17 protein-coding genes are annotated in these 13,746 nt (G+C 41.5%); 6 read left to right on the forward strand and 11 right to left on the reverse strand.

Going from position 1 to position 13,746, the window contains the following annotated elements; translation table 11 throughout:
- Window positions 1-26: 26 nt before the first annotated feature.
- Window positions 27-584 (reverse strand): SMI1/KNR4 family protein, encoded by a 558-nt coding sequence (locus KXZ66_RS10995; protein WP_049141184.1) that lies wholly within the window; start codon window positions 582-584, stop codon window positions 27-29.
- A gap of 127 nt (window positions 585-711) precedes the next feature.
- Here KXZ66_RS10995 and KXZ66_RS11000 point away from each other — a divergent pair, with 127 nt between their 5' ends.
- Window positions 712-2,148, forward strand: a complete 1,437-nt coding sequence (locus tag KXZ66_RS11000) for a flavin monoamine oxidase family protein (RefSeq protein WP_128740388.1) — start codon at window positions 712-714, stop codon at window positions 2,146-2,148.
- Between the two features lie 249 nt (window positions 2,149-2,397).
- Here the strand turns inward: KXZ66_RS11000 and csaA are convergent, their stop codons facing one another.
- The 7 genes from csaA to KXZ66_RS11035 all read right to left on the reverse strand — a co-directional run bounded on the left by csaA (window position 2,398) and on the right by KXZ66_RS11035 (window position 7,188).
- Window positions 2,398-2,730, reverse strand: coding sequence for a chaperone CsaA (gene csaA / locus KXZ66_RS11005; protein WP_128740389.1), 333 nt, complete (start codon window positions 2,728-2,730; stop codon window positions 2,398-2,400).
- Window positions 2,731-2,794: 64 nt separating this feature from the next.
- The gene (locus KXZ66_RS11010; RefSeq protein ID WP_080351481.1) at window positions 2,795-3,520 is read right to left on the reverse strand and encodes a helix-turn-helix domain-containing protein; all 726 of its coding nucleotides are present in this window, start codon (window positions 3,518-3,520) and stop codon (window positions 2,795-2,797) included.
- Window positions 3,521-3,534: 14 nt separating this feature from the next.
- Window positions 3,535-4,278 (reverse strand): GNAT family N-acetyltransferase, encoded by a 744-nt coding sequence (locus KXZ66_RS11015; protein WP_021481454.1) that lies wholly within the window; start codon window positions 4,276-4,278, stop codon window positions 3,535-3,537.
- Window positions 4,279-4,355: 77 nt separating this feature from the next.
- Window positions 4,356-4,931 (reverse strand): TetR/AcrR family transcriptional regulator, encoded by a 576-nt coding sequence (locus tag KXZ66_RS11020; RefSeq protein ID WP_029318048.1) that lies wholly within the window; start codon window positions 4,929-4,931, stop codon window positions 4,356-4,358.
- Window positions 4,932-4,936: 5 nt separating this feature from the next.
- Window positions 4,937-5,638, reverse strand: a complete 702-nt coding sequence (locus tag KXZ66_RS11025) for an MBL fold metallo-hydrolase (RefSeq protein ID WP_014480007.1) — start codon at window positions 5,636-5,638, stop codon at window positions 4,937-4,939.
- 75 nt (window positions 5,639-5,713) lie between these two features.
- Complete coding sequence (locus tag KXZ66_RS11030) at window positions 5,714-6,196, reverse strand: GyrI-like domain-containing protein (RefSeq protein ID WP_049141163.1); 483 nt, start codon at window positions 6,194-6,196, stop codon at window positions 5,714-5,716.
- A gap of 53 nt (window positions 6,197-6,249) precedes the next feature.
- The gene (locus KXZ66_RS11035) at window positions 6,250-7,188 is read right to left on the reverse strand and encodes a helix-turn-helix transcriptional regulator (protein ID WP_128740390.1); all 939 of its coding nucleotides are present in this window, start codon (window positions 7,186-7,188) and stop codon (window positions 6,250-6,252) included.
- A gap of 204 nt (window positions 7,189-7,392) precedes the next feature.
- Here KXZ66_RS11035 and csk22 point away from each other — a divergent pair, with 204 nt between their 5' ends.
- Entirely contained in the window at window positions 7,393-7,938 is a 546-nt protein-coding gene (gene csk22 / locus KXZ66_RS11040) for a mother cell-specific sporulation protein Csk22 (protein WP_015714089.1), read from the forward strand.
- A 26-nt stretch (window positions 7,939-7,964) separates the two neighbouring features.
- Here csk22 and czrA read toward each other — a convergent pair whose 3' ends face one another.
- Window positions 7,965-8,288: a Zn(II)-responsive metalloregulatory transcriptional repressor CzrA gene (gene czrA / locus KXZ66_RS11045; protein ID WP_003231284.1), complete on the reverse strand. Its 324-nt coding sequence runs from the start codon at window positions 8,286-8,288 to the stop codon at window positions 7,965-7,967.
- A 194-nt stretch (window positions 8,289-8,482) separates the two neighbouring features.
- Between czrA and KXZ66_RS11050 the strand changes: the two genes are divergently transcribed.
- Complete coding sequence (locus KXZ66_RS11050) at window positions 8,483-9,160, forward strand: lysozyme family protein (RefSeq protein WP_003231283.1); 678 nt, start codon at window positions 8,483-8,485, stop codon at window positions 9,158-9,160.
- A gap of 89 nt (window positions 9,161-9,249) precedes the next feature.
- Here KXZ66_RS11050 and KXZ66_RS11055 read toward each other — a convergent pair whose 3' ends face one another.
- Both KXZ66_RS11055 and KXZ66_RS11060 read right to left on the reverse strand, forming a co-directional pair.
- Window positions 9,250-9,786 carry a DUF420 domain-containing protein gene (locus KXZ66_RS11055; RefSeq protein WP_003231280.1) on the reverse strand — a complete coding sequence of 179 codons (537 nt, stop codon included), beginning with the start codon at window positions 9,784-9,786 and terminating at the stop codon, window positions 9,250-9,252.
- A gap of 136 nt (window positions 9,787-9,922) precedes the next feature.
- Window positions 9,923-10,705, reverse strand: a complete 783-nt coding sequence (locus tag KXZ66_RS11060) for a VLRF1 family aeRF1-type release factor (protein ID WP_015251912.1) — start codon at window positions 10,703-10,705, stop codon at window positions 9,923-9,925.
- Window positions 10,706-10,875: 170 nt separating this feature from the next.
- Here KXZ66_RS11060 and KXZ66_RS11065 point away from each other — a divergent pair, with 170 nt between their 5' ends.
- The 3 genes from KXZ66_RS11065 to desE all read left to right on the forward strand — a co-directional run bounded on the left by KXZ66_RS11065 (window position 10,876) and on the right by desE (window position 13,634).
- Window positions 10,876-11,373 (forward strand): N-acetyltransferase, encoded by a 498-nt coding sequence (locus tag KXZ66_RS11065; protein WP_038829952.1) that lies wholly within the window; start codon window positions 10,876-10,878, stop codon window positions 11,371-11,373.
- A 63-nt stretch (window positions 11,374-11,436) separates the two neighbouring features.
- On the forward strand, window positions 11,437-12,414 hold the full coding sequence (locus tag KXZ66_RS11070) for a S66 family peptidase (protein WP_072174096.1): 978 nt from the start codon (window positions 11,437-11,439) through the stop codon (window positions 12,412-12,414).
- Between the two features lie 161 nt (window positions 12,415-12,575).
- A complete protein-coding gene (gene desE / locus KXZ66_RS11075) occupies window positions 12,576-13,634 on the forward strand; it encodes a Delta(5) desaturase DesA (RefSeq protein WP_004399588.1) in 1,059 nt (352 codons plus the stop codon).
- The last annotated feature ends 112 nt before the right edge of the window (window positions 13,635-13,746 follow it).

The following is a 13,746-nucleotide window of genomic DNA, read 5'->3' on the forward strand; positions in this document are numbered from 1 at the left end:
CAAATGACTGTCTTATACATCACACACTATCTTGTTCTATAATAATTTTCTGCGGTATAGTAGCGCCAATCCCAAAAAGGTTCTCCATTGGCCAATATATACCGGTCTAAAAATATTTCAAAGTTTACATTTAATGGATTATATTCTAAACCACTTTCAAATATATAGAGATAGTTGGGATCACCTTGGTTCACTTTATCTTTATCAATCATTAAATGGCATTCTTCCAATAAGTAGCCAATTGGAATACCATTGATATCTTCAAACAAATCCTCATATTTTAACTCCTCTTCAATCACTTCAAGGCTAAATAGCTGAAGTCCTCCACCTATATTCTCCCCATCAGAAAGAATCTCAAAAATTTTCGCGCCGTTATGCAGTGTCATGAACTTCTGATAATCTTCTGGAAGGGTAATCTGATGTTTAGCTTCAAGGCTTTGAATGTCATTCAGGGTTGCTTTGTCCTGTGAAAATGTAACAAGGAACTCCATGATATCCCCTTCAGAACAAAACAATTGAATGGCTCCTTTTTCATCCAAAAGACTTTTCAAGCCATTTACCGTCTTATGAACAAAGTTAGTCACATACATCACCCCTTTATTTCCTTTTAACAATAACCTTTCAAATTCCAAAAGATGTGAACAGATCGTGATAGGTGCTCTTTTCAGCGAATATAATGCAATAAATTCTAAAAAGAGGTGCCTCCAAAAATTGAATTCTCTAATGAATGATGACATGGTAAAGATCATTAGAAATGGCCTTAGCGCATCCCAGCATCCAAAGCATATTCTTGTTGTAGGAGCTGGATTGTCCGGGCTTGTATCAGCATCATTGCTGAAAAATGCCGGTCACAAAGTAACGATTCTCGAAGCGAGCGGCAGAGCGGGCGGCCGTGTCTGCACTTTGAGAGCTCCCTTTAGTGATGATTTGTATTTTAACGCTGGCCCGATGCGCATACCGAATAACCATTCGTTAACCTTAGAATATATAAAAAAATTCAAATTGCCAACAAATGTATTTCTCAACAGAACCCCGATGGACATCATTTATGCAAATGGAATCAAAACACGTCTCCAAGTTTTTGAACGAGCTCCTGGAATATTGAGATACCCAGTTGCACCAAATGAACAAGGGAAAACATCTGAAGAGCTGATGCTTTCTTTACTGCAGCCTATTCTAAATTTTATCAATCAAAATCCAGCGAGAAATTGGCGGATTGTCGAAGAACAATACAAAAATCATTCGTTAAGCTCTTTTTTAAACACGTATTTTTCATATGGCGCGATCGATATGATTGGTGTACTTTTGGATATGGAAGCGTATATGGGGATGTCCCTTGTTGAAGTATTGCGGGAATCTATCTTTTTTTCATCGCCCGCTCACTTCTATGAGATAACTGGCGGCATGGATCTGCTGCCTCACGCGTTTCTTCCTCAATTAAAAACAAACATTCTATACCATCAAAAAATGATGAAAATTTCTCAGGGGGAAAATCGTGTTACGATCCATTGTCAGCATCAACAAACGGCAGAATTCACATCATTCACAGCTGATCTCGCTATTGTAACCATTCCTTTTTCAACATTGCGATTTGTAAAAGTCGAACCATACCATTCATTCTCGTACTATAAACGAAGGGCAATCCGTGAGCTAAACTATATCAGTGCAACAAAAATCGGCATAGAGTTTAAAAGCCGATTTTGGGAAAAAGCCGGGCAGCGCGGCGGCAAATCTATTACTGATCTACCGATTCGTTTTTCGTATTATCCAAGCAGAAATATTGGAGCAAATGGACATGCCGTCATTCTGGCAAGTTATACTTGGGCTGATGAGGCACTGATATGGGACAGTCTTTCAGAAGGAGAGCGAATCCAGTATACTTTACTGAATTTATCTGAAATCTATGGTGATATTGTGTGGTCTGAATTTGTGTCTGGCACTTCTTTTAGCTGGAGCCAGTACCCGTATTCTGCGGGAGGTTTTACAGCTTTCGAACCAGGACAAGAATTAGAGCTGTATCCCTATATTCCTGTCCCTGAGGGCAGAGTTCATTTCGCCGGAGAACACGCCTCACTCACTCATGCGTGGATGCAAGGCGCGATTGAATCTGGAATACGTGTTGCTTATGAGGTCAATCGCTTACCTTAGATCATGCTCACCTTCTGTACTAAAAGATTATTACATTTCATATAATAAGATCTTGATTAGACGGACAAATTCAATCACAAAAACAAAGTAATCCTTGCATTCCTTCGCCCTCCATGCTATATTCATATAGCGATGAGCTGAATTGTGTAAGCCGATGTACATGCCTTTACGGCACACACGAATGTGGCGTGTGGTGCATCGCCTCAATACGCAAAAGACGTTTGCCTTAGGCAAACGTCTTTTTTTGCGTTATCCGATTTTTGTGCCGTTTGGGACAGGCTGATCCGGCTGCAAAAGGACGACGTCGCCCTGGCCGGGTATGCCGCCGAGGACCAAGACTTCCGATTTAAATCCGGCGATTCGGCGGGGCGGAAAGTTCACGACTGCTATGACTTGCTTGTTGATGAGACCTTCCGGCTTGTAACGCTTCGTGATTTGTGCGCTCGATTGTTTTATGCCGATTTCAGTCCCAAAATCTATCACAAGCTTGATTGCCGGTACTCTTGCTTCAGGAAATTCTTCCGCTTTTACAATTGTTCCCGTTCTGATATCCAATTTCTCAAAGTCTTCATTAACTGCCATATCAATAACTCCTTTTTCTCCTATTGTAAAGGAGATATACAATATTCTTTTAACTAAAGAGCCATCATTTTTTATCCGAATATAAGGTGTTTCGATACAGGCGGGGCGGCATTCCTGTGCTTTTCGTGAACCATCTTGTAAAAGAAGAAAGGTTTTGAAAGCCCAGCGCCTCGCTCACGACGGTAAGGGTTTCATTTCTCTCCATCAGCATTCGTTTTGCTTCCTCAAGGCGAAGGTCGGCAATATAGTTCTGCGGGGACTTCCCTGTCTGTTTTTTGAACCAGCTTGAATAGTAAGCTGGGTGATAATGCTCGATTTCTGCCAGCTTCTTAATCGTCAGCCGCTCAAATAAATGGCTGTGAATGTATGCAATTGAGGCATAGTTATGGGATTGAAGCTTTTCTTTTATGTATTGTACTAGCATATGAAGCGAGTTGGCTGTTCCGGCCTTTGCTTCCTCTGTCAGCAAGTACCTGATCGAAGACCAGAAAGGATCGAGTGCAGCTTCAATTCCCGATCCTGCACGATACTCATCAATTTTCATTGCATGAAGCGGAACATCCAGTACAAGACATTCATTTCTTCCGATAGAACGGAAACGATGCTCACACTCCGGCGGAATATATAAAAAATGATCTGGCTTTAATTTCACCTGGCGCTCTTCAGTCTCAAGATCAATACTCCCTTCAAGCGGAAAAAGAAATTGGCTGTATGCGTGATTATGTGAATGATAAAGGCGTGTGTATGTCCGTTTTTCGCAAATCATCTCTTGAAGCGAGTCCATCAGCAAACCCCTTCCTATGGTCATCTTTTAATCCGGTAATGGTGTTCCGATATAGGCGAAAATCCGATCTTTTCATATAAAGAAACTGCCGCCAGATTGTCTTTCATCACTTGTAAAAACATGCGTTCCGCTCCGTTGTTTTTTGCCCATTCAGTCAACACCCTGATCACTTGGGTTCCTGCCCCTTTTCCTCTGTGCTCCTCAGCTACAACGATATTACTAAGTCCGCCATAACCATCAATGACAGAAACCGTGCCAAGCGCTGTCAGGCTTTCTTTGTCATACATCTTGAAAAAAGTTTTACACGGCGGCATGCGTTCGAAAATGTGTTTGTAACCTTTGTGACGCTCGGGTGAAAACCCTTCTAATTGAATAAATTCATCTATCCAAACAGATGATGGCTCTTGTTCCCACTTGTATGTAAATCGGCTGTTATCATTTGTTCGGCTCATAATTGACCGGCACAACGCTGTCATCTGGAAGCACTCGTCTACCTTTTCATAACGGCTGTCTGCCAATGCGTCATCAAGCCCTTTCGGTGATGCGTTGCTAATATGAAAACAAACAGGTAAGCCTAAACTTTGATAAAAAAGTTCGGCCTCTAGCTGAAAATCCCCTTCAGGCATATCCGCAGACGTCCATACGCTATTTGCCCTTTTGGTTACGCCAAAATTCGCTCTGAGAAGCCATTGCCCTATGCTTTTTTGAAAATAAGCCGGCCATGAAGCTGCCGCTAACCGTTCAATCTTGTGAATGTCATCCATTGCATAATGCCTCTCCCCTATGTATACTCCCTTGATATTATACAATATTCAGAAATATAAGACATCCATTTATTTGTTTACATAATATTTTTATTGTTTATTAATAATCCCGACAAAAATGTCCGAATTGAAAATGACAGGCTTTCTAAAATGTCCTCTTCACGTTCAAATGCTTCTTTTGCGATTAAAGCAGTAAAGCCATGCAGCAGGCTTCTAAGCCCCCTTGTCGCATGAATGGCAGTCTTTTCACTTGCATAGCCGTTTTCAATGAGCAGCTTCGTCACAAGACAGACAATTTGGTCAGAGACGATTTCCGTCCGTTTGTCCTGAACCTTAAGCAGAGCCGCTTCATAATATCCGGGATTTTCAATTGCAAAATCAACATATGCATGTGCTAAAGAAAGCATAGCGGAATCTCCCTTTCGTTCGGTTACGGAGTCCGCCATTTGATCAAAAAGCTTTGTCAGTCCTCTGACAGCAAGTTCTGTTCTGATCGCTTGCAGCCCGTTGATATGGTTATACAATGACGGGGGGCGCACATTCATTTTTTTAGAAAGTGCCGCAAGTGAGACACCATTTACCCCTTCCTGATCGGCAATCTCCGCTGCAGCGTCTACAATCATTTTTTGGGTCAAACCTATTCTCGGTGACATGCTCATCATCCTTTCTTTGCTTTTTGGATCGCCTGTCTCATCCGCTCTGCGGGTGATCTCAGGAAATTTCCATGTCCGACAGCGAGACAGGAAGGCGCCTTATCGGCGAGCAATTGTGCACTTTTGATGGCCTCCTCCTTATTCCATGTGGCGAAAGCGGGAAAAGGAAACGTCCATTTTATCTGACCTGATACAGCGATTCCTCCGCGCAACTGAAACGCATCTCCTGCTATTAAAGTGCCGTTTCTTGTATCAAGAAATGACATGCTGCCCGGTGTATGGCCCGGTGTTGGAATGGCAAGCAGAGAACCAATTGTTTCACCGCCCGTCAGCAGTTGGTGAGGCTTTGTTTGTATGTGTTTCGGAATACCTCCTTTTATAGGCGTCTGCGGCTCATCTTGCCGCAAGGATGTGTCACCTTGAAGCAAGAATGAATCCCGTTCCGAGATCATGACCTTTGCATGCGGAAATGTTTGTGCCAATGTATCCAGTGATCCGACATGGTCCCCATGTGCATGAGTCAGTAAAATATGCTGAAGCGGTTTTCCAAGCTGATTCACAGCTTGAATAATCCCTTTATAGCTGCCTGGCAGTGCGGCATCAATAAGGGTGACTTCGTTTTCTTCCTCTACTAAATAGCAATTAACCGGAAACAATGCTGGAAAAAAAGTCAGCTGCCAAACCGTTTGGTACTGAGTAATTCTCATCTTTTTACCCTCCTAACAAAAACTAATGGCGTTAGTTTTATTATTAACTAACACCATTAGTTTTTCAAGAGTTTATTATTTTTTTATCGCTACATAAATGTTAACTTGTGCTCGCTGTGGCACTGCGGCACTTTGATCATACATCTCAAAATCACCTGTAAACGTGCGCAGATGCCGCTTATCCCAAGTCCAAATTTCCTTCCACGTTTCAAGCACAATCTCTTCAATAGGACCGATTCTGGAAGTGAAAACGGCGTAAGCGGAAGCCGGCAAATCAATGTTTTCATATGGTCCCGGAAGAATGTCGTCGTATTCCTGAAACGTTCCGACTGAAAACGTATAAAACCCATTCGTCTCTTGTTCATAATTCGAATATAAGGCAATAATGCTCTTGTCTTTTTCAGCCTGTGTTAAAAGAGCGCTCATATCCTGCTTCCAGAATTGGTCCCACAGTTCCGGAATCCTCCTTTCTTCCGTCATTTCCAGTGCGTTGCTTGTCCGTTGTGACAGTCCGGCAAATCGTTTCCGGTCTAAGTGTGTTATATGTGAAAAGCCCATACGATCTCCTCCTTTTTTTAAGATTATAGACAAAGAAACCTGACAGCAGTGTGTCAGGTTTCATATATTTTTTGCATGTGATGAATGGTTTCTTTTACTCTATCCCGTATATGAAGAGGCTGCAGAACCTCAATATTCTTTCCGAACTGGAGCAAAAAACCGATCAGCCATTGATCTTCTGGAAGTGAAATCACTGCCCGGCAGATTTCATCTTCCTCACAGTGAAGGACATCATATCCGAACCATTCACCTATACGCTGACGTGCTGCCGGCTGAACAAGAATAACCAATTCAGTTAAACGGCCCTTCTGGTACCAATTCTTATCCCATGGCAAAGTGTCCAGCTGAATGTCTTTTCTGATAAATGTCTGATGTAAGATAGCCAGATCTTTCATCCGGTTTAGTTTAAAAAAACGAAAATCATTTCTCACCAAGCAATAAGCGTATAAATACCAGTGCCCCGCCTTGCAAACCAATGTATAAGGTTCAGTTTCACGAAGAAGAGTTTCCCCGCTTGCGCTTGTATATGTAAAAGATATCGTTGACAACCGATCGATGGCGGCGCTGATTTTCTCACGAAGCGTCTTTTGATCCTCAGTATGGCCCCAAGCCGTCATGTCAATAAACCATTTTTCTGTTTGGTGCTTAAATGCTTGAGCAGATTGCTCAGGTATAAGGTGTTTGATTTTTTGATAGGCTGTGCTGTGAGAAACGGGTTCATACATAGATGAAACGCTCTGCAAAGCGGAAGCAATTGCAAACAATTCCTCCTCCTTCAGCCACTCTCTTTCAAGCCGATACGTTTCCATGATGCCAATTCCGCCCCCGGAACCCTGTGAGGTCACAATCGGAATACCAGCCCTATTGATTGTCTCAATATCACGGTAAATTGTTCTGACAGATACTTCAAACAGCTCAGCAAGCTCTGCAGCCTGCACTTGTTTTTTGCTGATCAATAACACAACCATCGCTAACAAACGTTCCAGTTTCATTCTGCGCACCTTTTCTTCTTGTATTTTCCAACAAAACAATCATAACATTTTGATAAAGCTTGGGCATATCTATTATGCGGCGGAATACACCTTGCATATGCTATGAAAACAGGGGTTTCCCCTTCTTTTTGTGTTCAGTATTTATTTCAGCTACTATTTCTGACCGGATAAGCATACACTTCTCAACGGAGGGGATTTCACATCATGCATCTTACACTTCAGAGCGTTTATCCTGCCATGATCATCATCTTTTTTCTGTATAAAAAAATTAAAAGGTCCATCGGATACCAGCCGCTGAAGCCCCGCTGGCTGTTCACCCGTATCATTCTTTTCTCGCTGTTTGCTTTTGGCCTTTCAATCTTCAGCGCCATTCACCCTTTTTTATATGGATATCTCATTTTGGGCATTCTTGGCGGATGGCTCCTTGTCTTTTTCGCTAAGAAAAACATCTCCTTTGAAAAACGCAGAGGAAAGATCTATTTTCGGACTCATATTTGGGTAGAGGTGATTCTCTTAACTTTATTTCTATCAAGATTTCTGTATCGAGTAACGGAGCTTTATCTTACCTCACCTGATCTAAACCGCCTTGGATCATACAGTCAGTCAATCGGAACGGACCCTCTGACAATTGGCGTCTGTTTTCTGATAGCCGTTTATTATATCGGTTTTTCTTCTTTTGTCATCAAGCTCAGCAGAAACGAACTCGAACAGCACGGACACAATAAAGAAAAAGACATCCTTGCCCGCTAGCAGCGAGTTAAGCAAGGATGTCTTTTTCAATCATGCTGTGTATGATGGATCATTTGCTGAAGAACATCTAAAACATGTTCATCCTCCGGAGAGTAATAAATCGATGTTCCTTCTCTGCGCGATTTGACAAGCCGAAGATTTTTCAAAAATCTAAGCTGGTGGGACACGGTGGATTGCAGTAAATTCAGCTTTTCTGCAATTCCGTTTACAGCATGTTCTCCCTGGGACAATAAATGGAGAATCCTGATTCGGGTTGGATCAGAAAGCGCTTTGAATGTTTGCGCGACTAGAAACAGCGTCTCCTCGTCCAGATCAGCAGCCGATTGTTCCGTTTCTCTAAATTCAGTCATATGGTATCACCTTTCTTTATTCATAGTTTTATCTTATAACAAATGCGCTTGAGTGCAAACCAGCCTGCTTGTATTCCATTTCAATCTCATAGTTTAAATTTATGTTTCAAATCAGGTTTTTACTTGGTCTGATATACTGTCTTATGTCATAATAAAAAAGGTCATACTGCTCCAAACATTGAGGGTGAAACACAGTGAAGAAAAAGAGAAAAGGCTGTTTCGCTGCTGCGGGTTTTATGATGATTTTTGTCTTTGTCATCGCCTCTTTTTTATTGGTCCTGCTTTTTTTCAACCGGGATTTAATCAAAAAACTTCCGATCGATACGAAAACGATTGTTTTGGAACGTTTAACCGATTACAAACCCTTGGTGGAAGAAGAGCTTGAAAGCCAAGGACTCTCTAATTATACATCACTCATATTAGGCATGATGTATCAGGAGTCAAAAGGAAAAGGCAATGATCCCATGCAGTCCTCTGAATCTCTGGGGTTAAAACGCAATGAGATAACAGACCCTCAACTCAGTGTTAAACAAGGCATCAAGCAATTTACCCTCATGTACAAGACCGGTAAGGAAAAAGGCGTGGATTTGGATACCATTATTCAAAGCTACAACATGGGGGCAGGTTACATTGATTTTGTAGCTGAACATGGAGGAACGCATACTGAGGAATTGGCAAAACAATACTCCGAGCAGCAAGTCAAAAAAAATCCTGATCTGTATACTTGCGGGGGAAATGCGAAAAATTTCCGCTATCCGTATTGCTACGGTGATTATACGTATGCAGAAAAAGTAAAAGAAAAAACAAAAACTGTTGAAGAATCTTTGCAGGTTGCAACACTTGAAACCATGGAATCCAAGGCTCATGAATAAGAGTCTATCAATTTACTGACAAAAGCCCAAAAATGAATTTGGGCTTTTGCCATGTTTACATGTAAAAAAAGCCATACTGAGTATGGCTTTTAATAATACGGTGAAATCATCAAATATACAATAACGCCTGTAAGGCTTACATACAGCCATAGAGGCATTGTCCATCTCGCAATTTTTTTGTGGCGCTCCACCTGCATGCTGAAGCCTCTGATCAGCGTAAACAGCGCAAGCGGCACAATAATTGCAGAAAGGCAGATATGTGTAATTAAAATAAAGAAATAAATCGGGCGCATAATACCTTCTCCGCCATAGAGCGTGTTTTCCGCAATCGAGTGGTACGTCACATAGCAAATCAAAAATAGTAATGTTGTTGTGAATGCGGCCAAAATAAAGCGTTTGTGAGCTTTGATATTTTTCTGTTTAATCATAATCAGCGCGGCCAATAAGAAGATAAACGTAAAGCTGTTGAATATCGCATTCAGCATTGGCAAAATGTGAATATTCGCATGGCTGAACTGATCTAATTTAGGCATAAAAAACAGCACTGCGATTAAACCGTTAATCAGAACTGTCAGCGTAAGGACAATCCCCGTGTAATTTTTCGGTTTATTTTCTGTTTGGTTCATTTGGTGACCTCTCCTAATTTGTACTGGCTATCCAAATCGTATGCAAATTCAAAGAAGATGTCAACGGTTTCGATTGCTTCGTCAGAAATTAGACACACTTCAAAGGCCGGAGGCTATTAGCCCCGGCCTGTTAGGTTTACGCCTCTTTTATCAAATGTTCAATGACCTTATGTTCGTTTTCATTCAGCAGGTTCTTTTGAATTTTCGAATGAATGGGTTTATTCATATGCTGATCCAAGATATCGGCCGTTTCTTTATCCCCGGCAATAACCATTCGTTCCCATCTTTTCGCGGCAGCTTTTTGATCAAGGCTGGCAGCCAGCCGCTTATACAGTCTCGATTGGTTCTCTGTTACATGTTCCCTCATCCGGTTCTCTTCAAATGGTGGCGCTTTGTCTACAGCGGAATGGCTATTCTTCCAAGACTCATTGATCATATCATACTCATAACGCTCCACCGCCTCAATTTTTCCTAATACGGTTTCAATAATTTTCACTTCATGCTGCTGAGTTAAAATAAACGCTGTACTTGGGTATGCCTGGCGCAAACCCTTTAGCTGATCCAGGACAGCTGTTTCTTCCCAGTAAAATCTTGTATCTACAGGGACTTGAAGCTTAATAGGTTCCCATATGCCGCTGTCGGAAACAAAAAACACGAGACTGCGGGGCATGTCTTTTCCCATTGCATTCAAGTATTGATTCATTTTAGCCCTGATTCCATCCAGACACTTTTCCTCCTCTGGATCACTAGCTGCCAAATACTCTTTTAATCGGCTGAATCCTGACTTTAGGGCAATCTTCCATTCTCCCCCCTGCTGCTCTGGATCTCTCATGTCTGTATTGAGATACAGAGAGAGAATTTTATCCGGCGGTTCCAATTGGACATACTGTAATTTGTTAATCAATGAATCAATCGCCATTCCGATTCCTCCTTTTTCACAGGTTAGTTTTCTTTTTCCTCTCTTAAAAACGATCAAACCTGACTTTCCGCTAATTTCTAGTAATAATGGAATTGTTGTTTACAATACGCCGCTCTTCTAATACAATTGGTAACTGTGTTTCTAAGCTGATTTTTGAAAGGAGTTTGATCTTGTTTACTATTAAAGAAAAAAATCGTCAAGAGCTTGAAGAAGAACTAAATGATTTAGAATTTCAAATTTATCGCATGCAGGAGAATATGAAGGATTTATCTAAAGATGCCAAAGTGCTTGGTATTGATCAATCGAAACATGATGAGTGGATGATTGTTTCCTCGATTGATGATGGCCAAACATGCAAAATTATGCTAACTGATTGTAAAACGGCATACCGAGGAAAAGGCTGTTTTTCACTTGTAGCGTCTTACAAGAACGATGCCATTCATATAGGGGATATAAAAGGCCCTCCGAATCACGGGTTTGGCTCCATTTGCATGAAATATTTAAAAGATATTGCAAGAGACCACAATATACCGAAAGTCACCGGAGACATCGCCAAACGGGATTGGAATCATGTAGACCGGCTGATTCACTTTTATGAAAAACATCAATTCAAAGTATGTATCGATCATGATACCCAATCCGGCAGCATTAAGTGGGTTGATTTGTAAAAAAGTCTGGAAGAAAGAGCCAAGATATGCTGTAATGGTATAAAACCATTGATGGAGGGTTCTATGTACGCCTCAAAACTGAAAAAGGGAGACGAAATCCGGATCGTGTCTCCCGCGACCAGCATGTCTATATTATCAAATGAAGCAAAAATCCAAGCAAAAACGGCGTTAGAACGCTTAGGTTATCGGGTAACCATCGCTGAACACGCAAATGAATGTAACGAATTTGATTCATCCTCTATCGAGTCAAGAGTCCATGATCTGCACGCTGCCTTTTTTGATCCAGGCGTCAAAGCGATTTTAACGACACTCGGAGGGTTTAATTCAAATCAGCTGCTGCGTTATCTTGATTACGAGAAAATCAAACGACATCCAAAAATTCTGTGCGGCTATTCCGATATAACCGCTCTTTGCAACGCAATTTATCGAAAAACGGGTCTTGTTACGTATTCAGGCCCCTTCTTTTCAACATTTGCAATGAAAAAAGGGCTTGATTATACAGAGGAGTATTTTCTTTCTTGCTGCGCTTCGGACGACCCGTTTGAAATTCTTCCTTCAAGTGAGTGGAGCGATGATCGCTGGTTTTTGGATCAAGAAAACAGGCGTTTTTATCCTAATAACGGCCCTGTAGTAATCCAAGAAGGTTATGCGGAAGGCACTTTAATTGGCGGAAACTTATGCACGCTTAATTTGCTGCAGGGTACGGAGTATTTTCCTGAAACAGAACATACTATTTTATTGATTGAAGATGATTATATGTCAGACATCCACATGTTTGACCGCGATCTGCAATCACTCATCCACCTCCCCGCTTTTTCACATGTAAAGGCGATTTTGATCGGCAGATTTCAGAAAGCATCAAACGTATCAATGGATCTTGTAAAAGCCATGATCGAAACAAAAAAAGAATTATCCGGCATCCCGATCATCGCAAATATAAATGCCGGACATACCTCGCCAATTGCCACGTTCCCTATAGGAGGAACATGCAGGATTGAAGCTATTTCGGGTACATCACGAATATGGATTGATAAACATTAATCAGCTTGTAAATTTTTTTACAAGCTTTTTTAGCGCAATCGGTTATGCATGCCGCACGAGACATGACAAATGTCATATAGGAGGCATGATGTGTGCTACTACAAAAGACTTCTCTCATTAGCGTATACTGAACCGAGACACACAATGAGAGGATACTTACTATGACTGAACAAACCATTGCACATAAACAAAAACAGCTGACAAAGCAAGTCGCTGCATTTGCTCAGCCTGAAACAAAAAACAGCCTGATTCAGCTTTTAAACACGTTTATCCCATTCTTCGGCCTATGGTTTCTTGCTTATCTCAGCCTCGATGTCTCCTATCTTCTTACGTTAGCATTAACGGTGATTGCCGCAGGTTTTCTGACAAGAATTTTTATCATCTTCCATGACTGCTGCCATCAATCTTTTTTCAAACAAAAACGCTATAACCACATTCTCGGTTTTCTGACAGGTGTCCTGACTTTATTCCCGTATCTTCAATGGCAGCACAGCCATTCGATTCATCATGCGACTAGCAGCAATCTGGATAAACGCGGAACAGGAGACATCTGGATGTTAACAGTAAACGAATATAAAGCTGCATCCAGACGAACAAAGCTTGCATACAGACTTTATAGAAACCCGTTTATCATGTTTATTCTCGGACCGATTTATGTTTTTCTGATCACGAACCGTTTTAACAAAAAAGGCGCAAGACGCAAGGAACGTGTAAACACATACCTTACGAATCTGGCAATTGTCGCGTTGGCTGCTGCTTGCTGTCTGATCTTTGGCTGGCAATCGTTTTTACTGGTGCAAGGCCCGATATTTCTGATTTCAGGTTCAATCGGTGTTTGGCTGTTTTATGTGCAGCATACCTTTGAAGATTCTTATTTTGAAGCGGATGAAAACTGGAGCTACGTTCAGGCTGCTGTTGAAGGCAGTTCATTTTATAAACTCCCGAAACTGCTTCAATGGCTAACAGGCAATATTGGTTACCACCATGTTCATCATTTGAGTCCAAAGGTGCCTAACTATAAGCTTGAAGTTGCTCATGAACATCACGAACCTTTAAAAAACGTACCGACAATCACCTTAAAAACAAGCCTGCAATCACTTGCGTTCCGTCTATGGGATGAAGATAACAAACAGTTTGTGTCATTTCGGGCTATAAAACATATACCTGTAAGCCTTCCGCCTGATTCACCAGAAAAACAGAAGCTGCGGAAGAATGCCTGATGATAAAGGAGGTCTTCTAATATACTAGAAGGCTTCCTTTTTATTGTTGGAGGGTGCATTCTGGCTTTCACAATGATAAAGTTACAAGTAAGATGAAAAGCTGAAAATGAGG

The sequence above is a fragment of the Bacillus sp. LJBS17 genome (genome assembly GCF_019334685.1).
Taxonomy (GTDB): Bacteria; Bacillota; Bacilli; order Bacillales; family Bacillaceae; genus Bacillus; species Bacillus subtilis.

Bases quoted from the DNA above. Each gene is read 5' to 3' on its own strand.
- KXZ66_RS11025 (WP_014480007.1), bottom strand. From the start codon at position 5,638: ATGAGAATTACTCAGTACCAAACGGTTTGGCAGCTGACTTTTTTTCCA.
- czrA (WP_003231284.1), bottom strand. From the start codon at position 8,288: ATGACTGAATTTAGAGAAACGGAACAATCGGCTGCTGATCTGGACGAG.
- KXZ66_RS11070 (WP_072174096.1), top strand. From the start codon at position 11,437: ATGTACGCCTCAAAACTGAAAAAGGGAGACGAAATCCGGATCGTGTCT.
- desE (WP_004399588.1), top strand. From the start codon at position 12,576: ATGACTGAACAAACCATTGCACATAAACAAAAACAGCTGACAAAGCAA.
- KXZ66_RS11035 (WP_128740390.1), bottom strand. From the start codon at position 7,188: ATGAAACTGGAACGTTTGTTAGCGATGGTTGTGTTATTGATCAGCAAA.
- KXZ66_RS11060 (WP_015251912.1), bottom strand. From the start codon at position 10,705: ATGGCGATTGATTCATTGATTAACAAATTACAGTATGTCCAATTGGAA.
- csaA (WP_128740389.1), bottom strand. From the start codon at position 2,730: ATGGCAGTTAATGAAGACTTTGAGAAATTGGATATCAGAACGGGAACA.
- KXZ66_RS11055 (WP_003231280.1), bottom strand. From the start codon at position 9,786: ATGAACCAAACAGAAAATAAACCGAAAAATTACACGGGGATTGTCCTT.
- KXZ66_RS11030 (WP_049141163.1), bottom strand. From the start codon at position 6,196: ATGGGCTTTTCACATATAACACACTTAGACCGGAAACGATTTGCCGGA.
- KXZ66_RS11020 (WP_029318048.1), bottom strand. From the start codon at position 4,931: ATGTCACCGAGAATAGGTTTGACCCAAAAAATGATTGTAGACGCTGCA.
- KXZ66_RS11015 (WP_021481454.1), bottom strand. From the start codon at position 4,278: ATGGATGACATTCACAAGATTGAACGGTTAGCGGCAGCTTCATGGCCG.
- csk22 (WP_015714089.1), top strand. From the start codon at position 7,393: ATGCATCTTACACTTCAGAGCGTTTATCCTGCCATGATCATCATCTTT.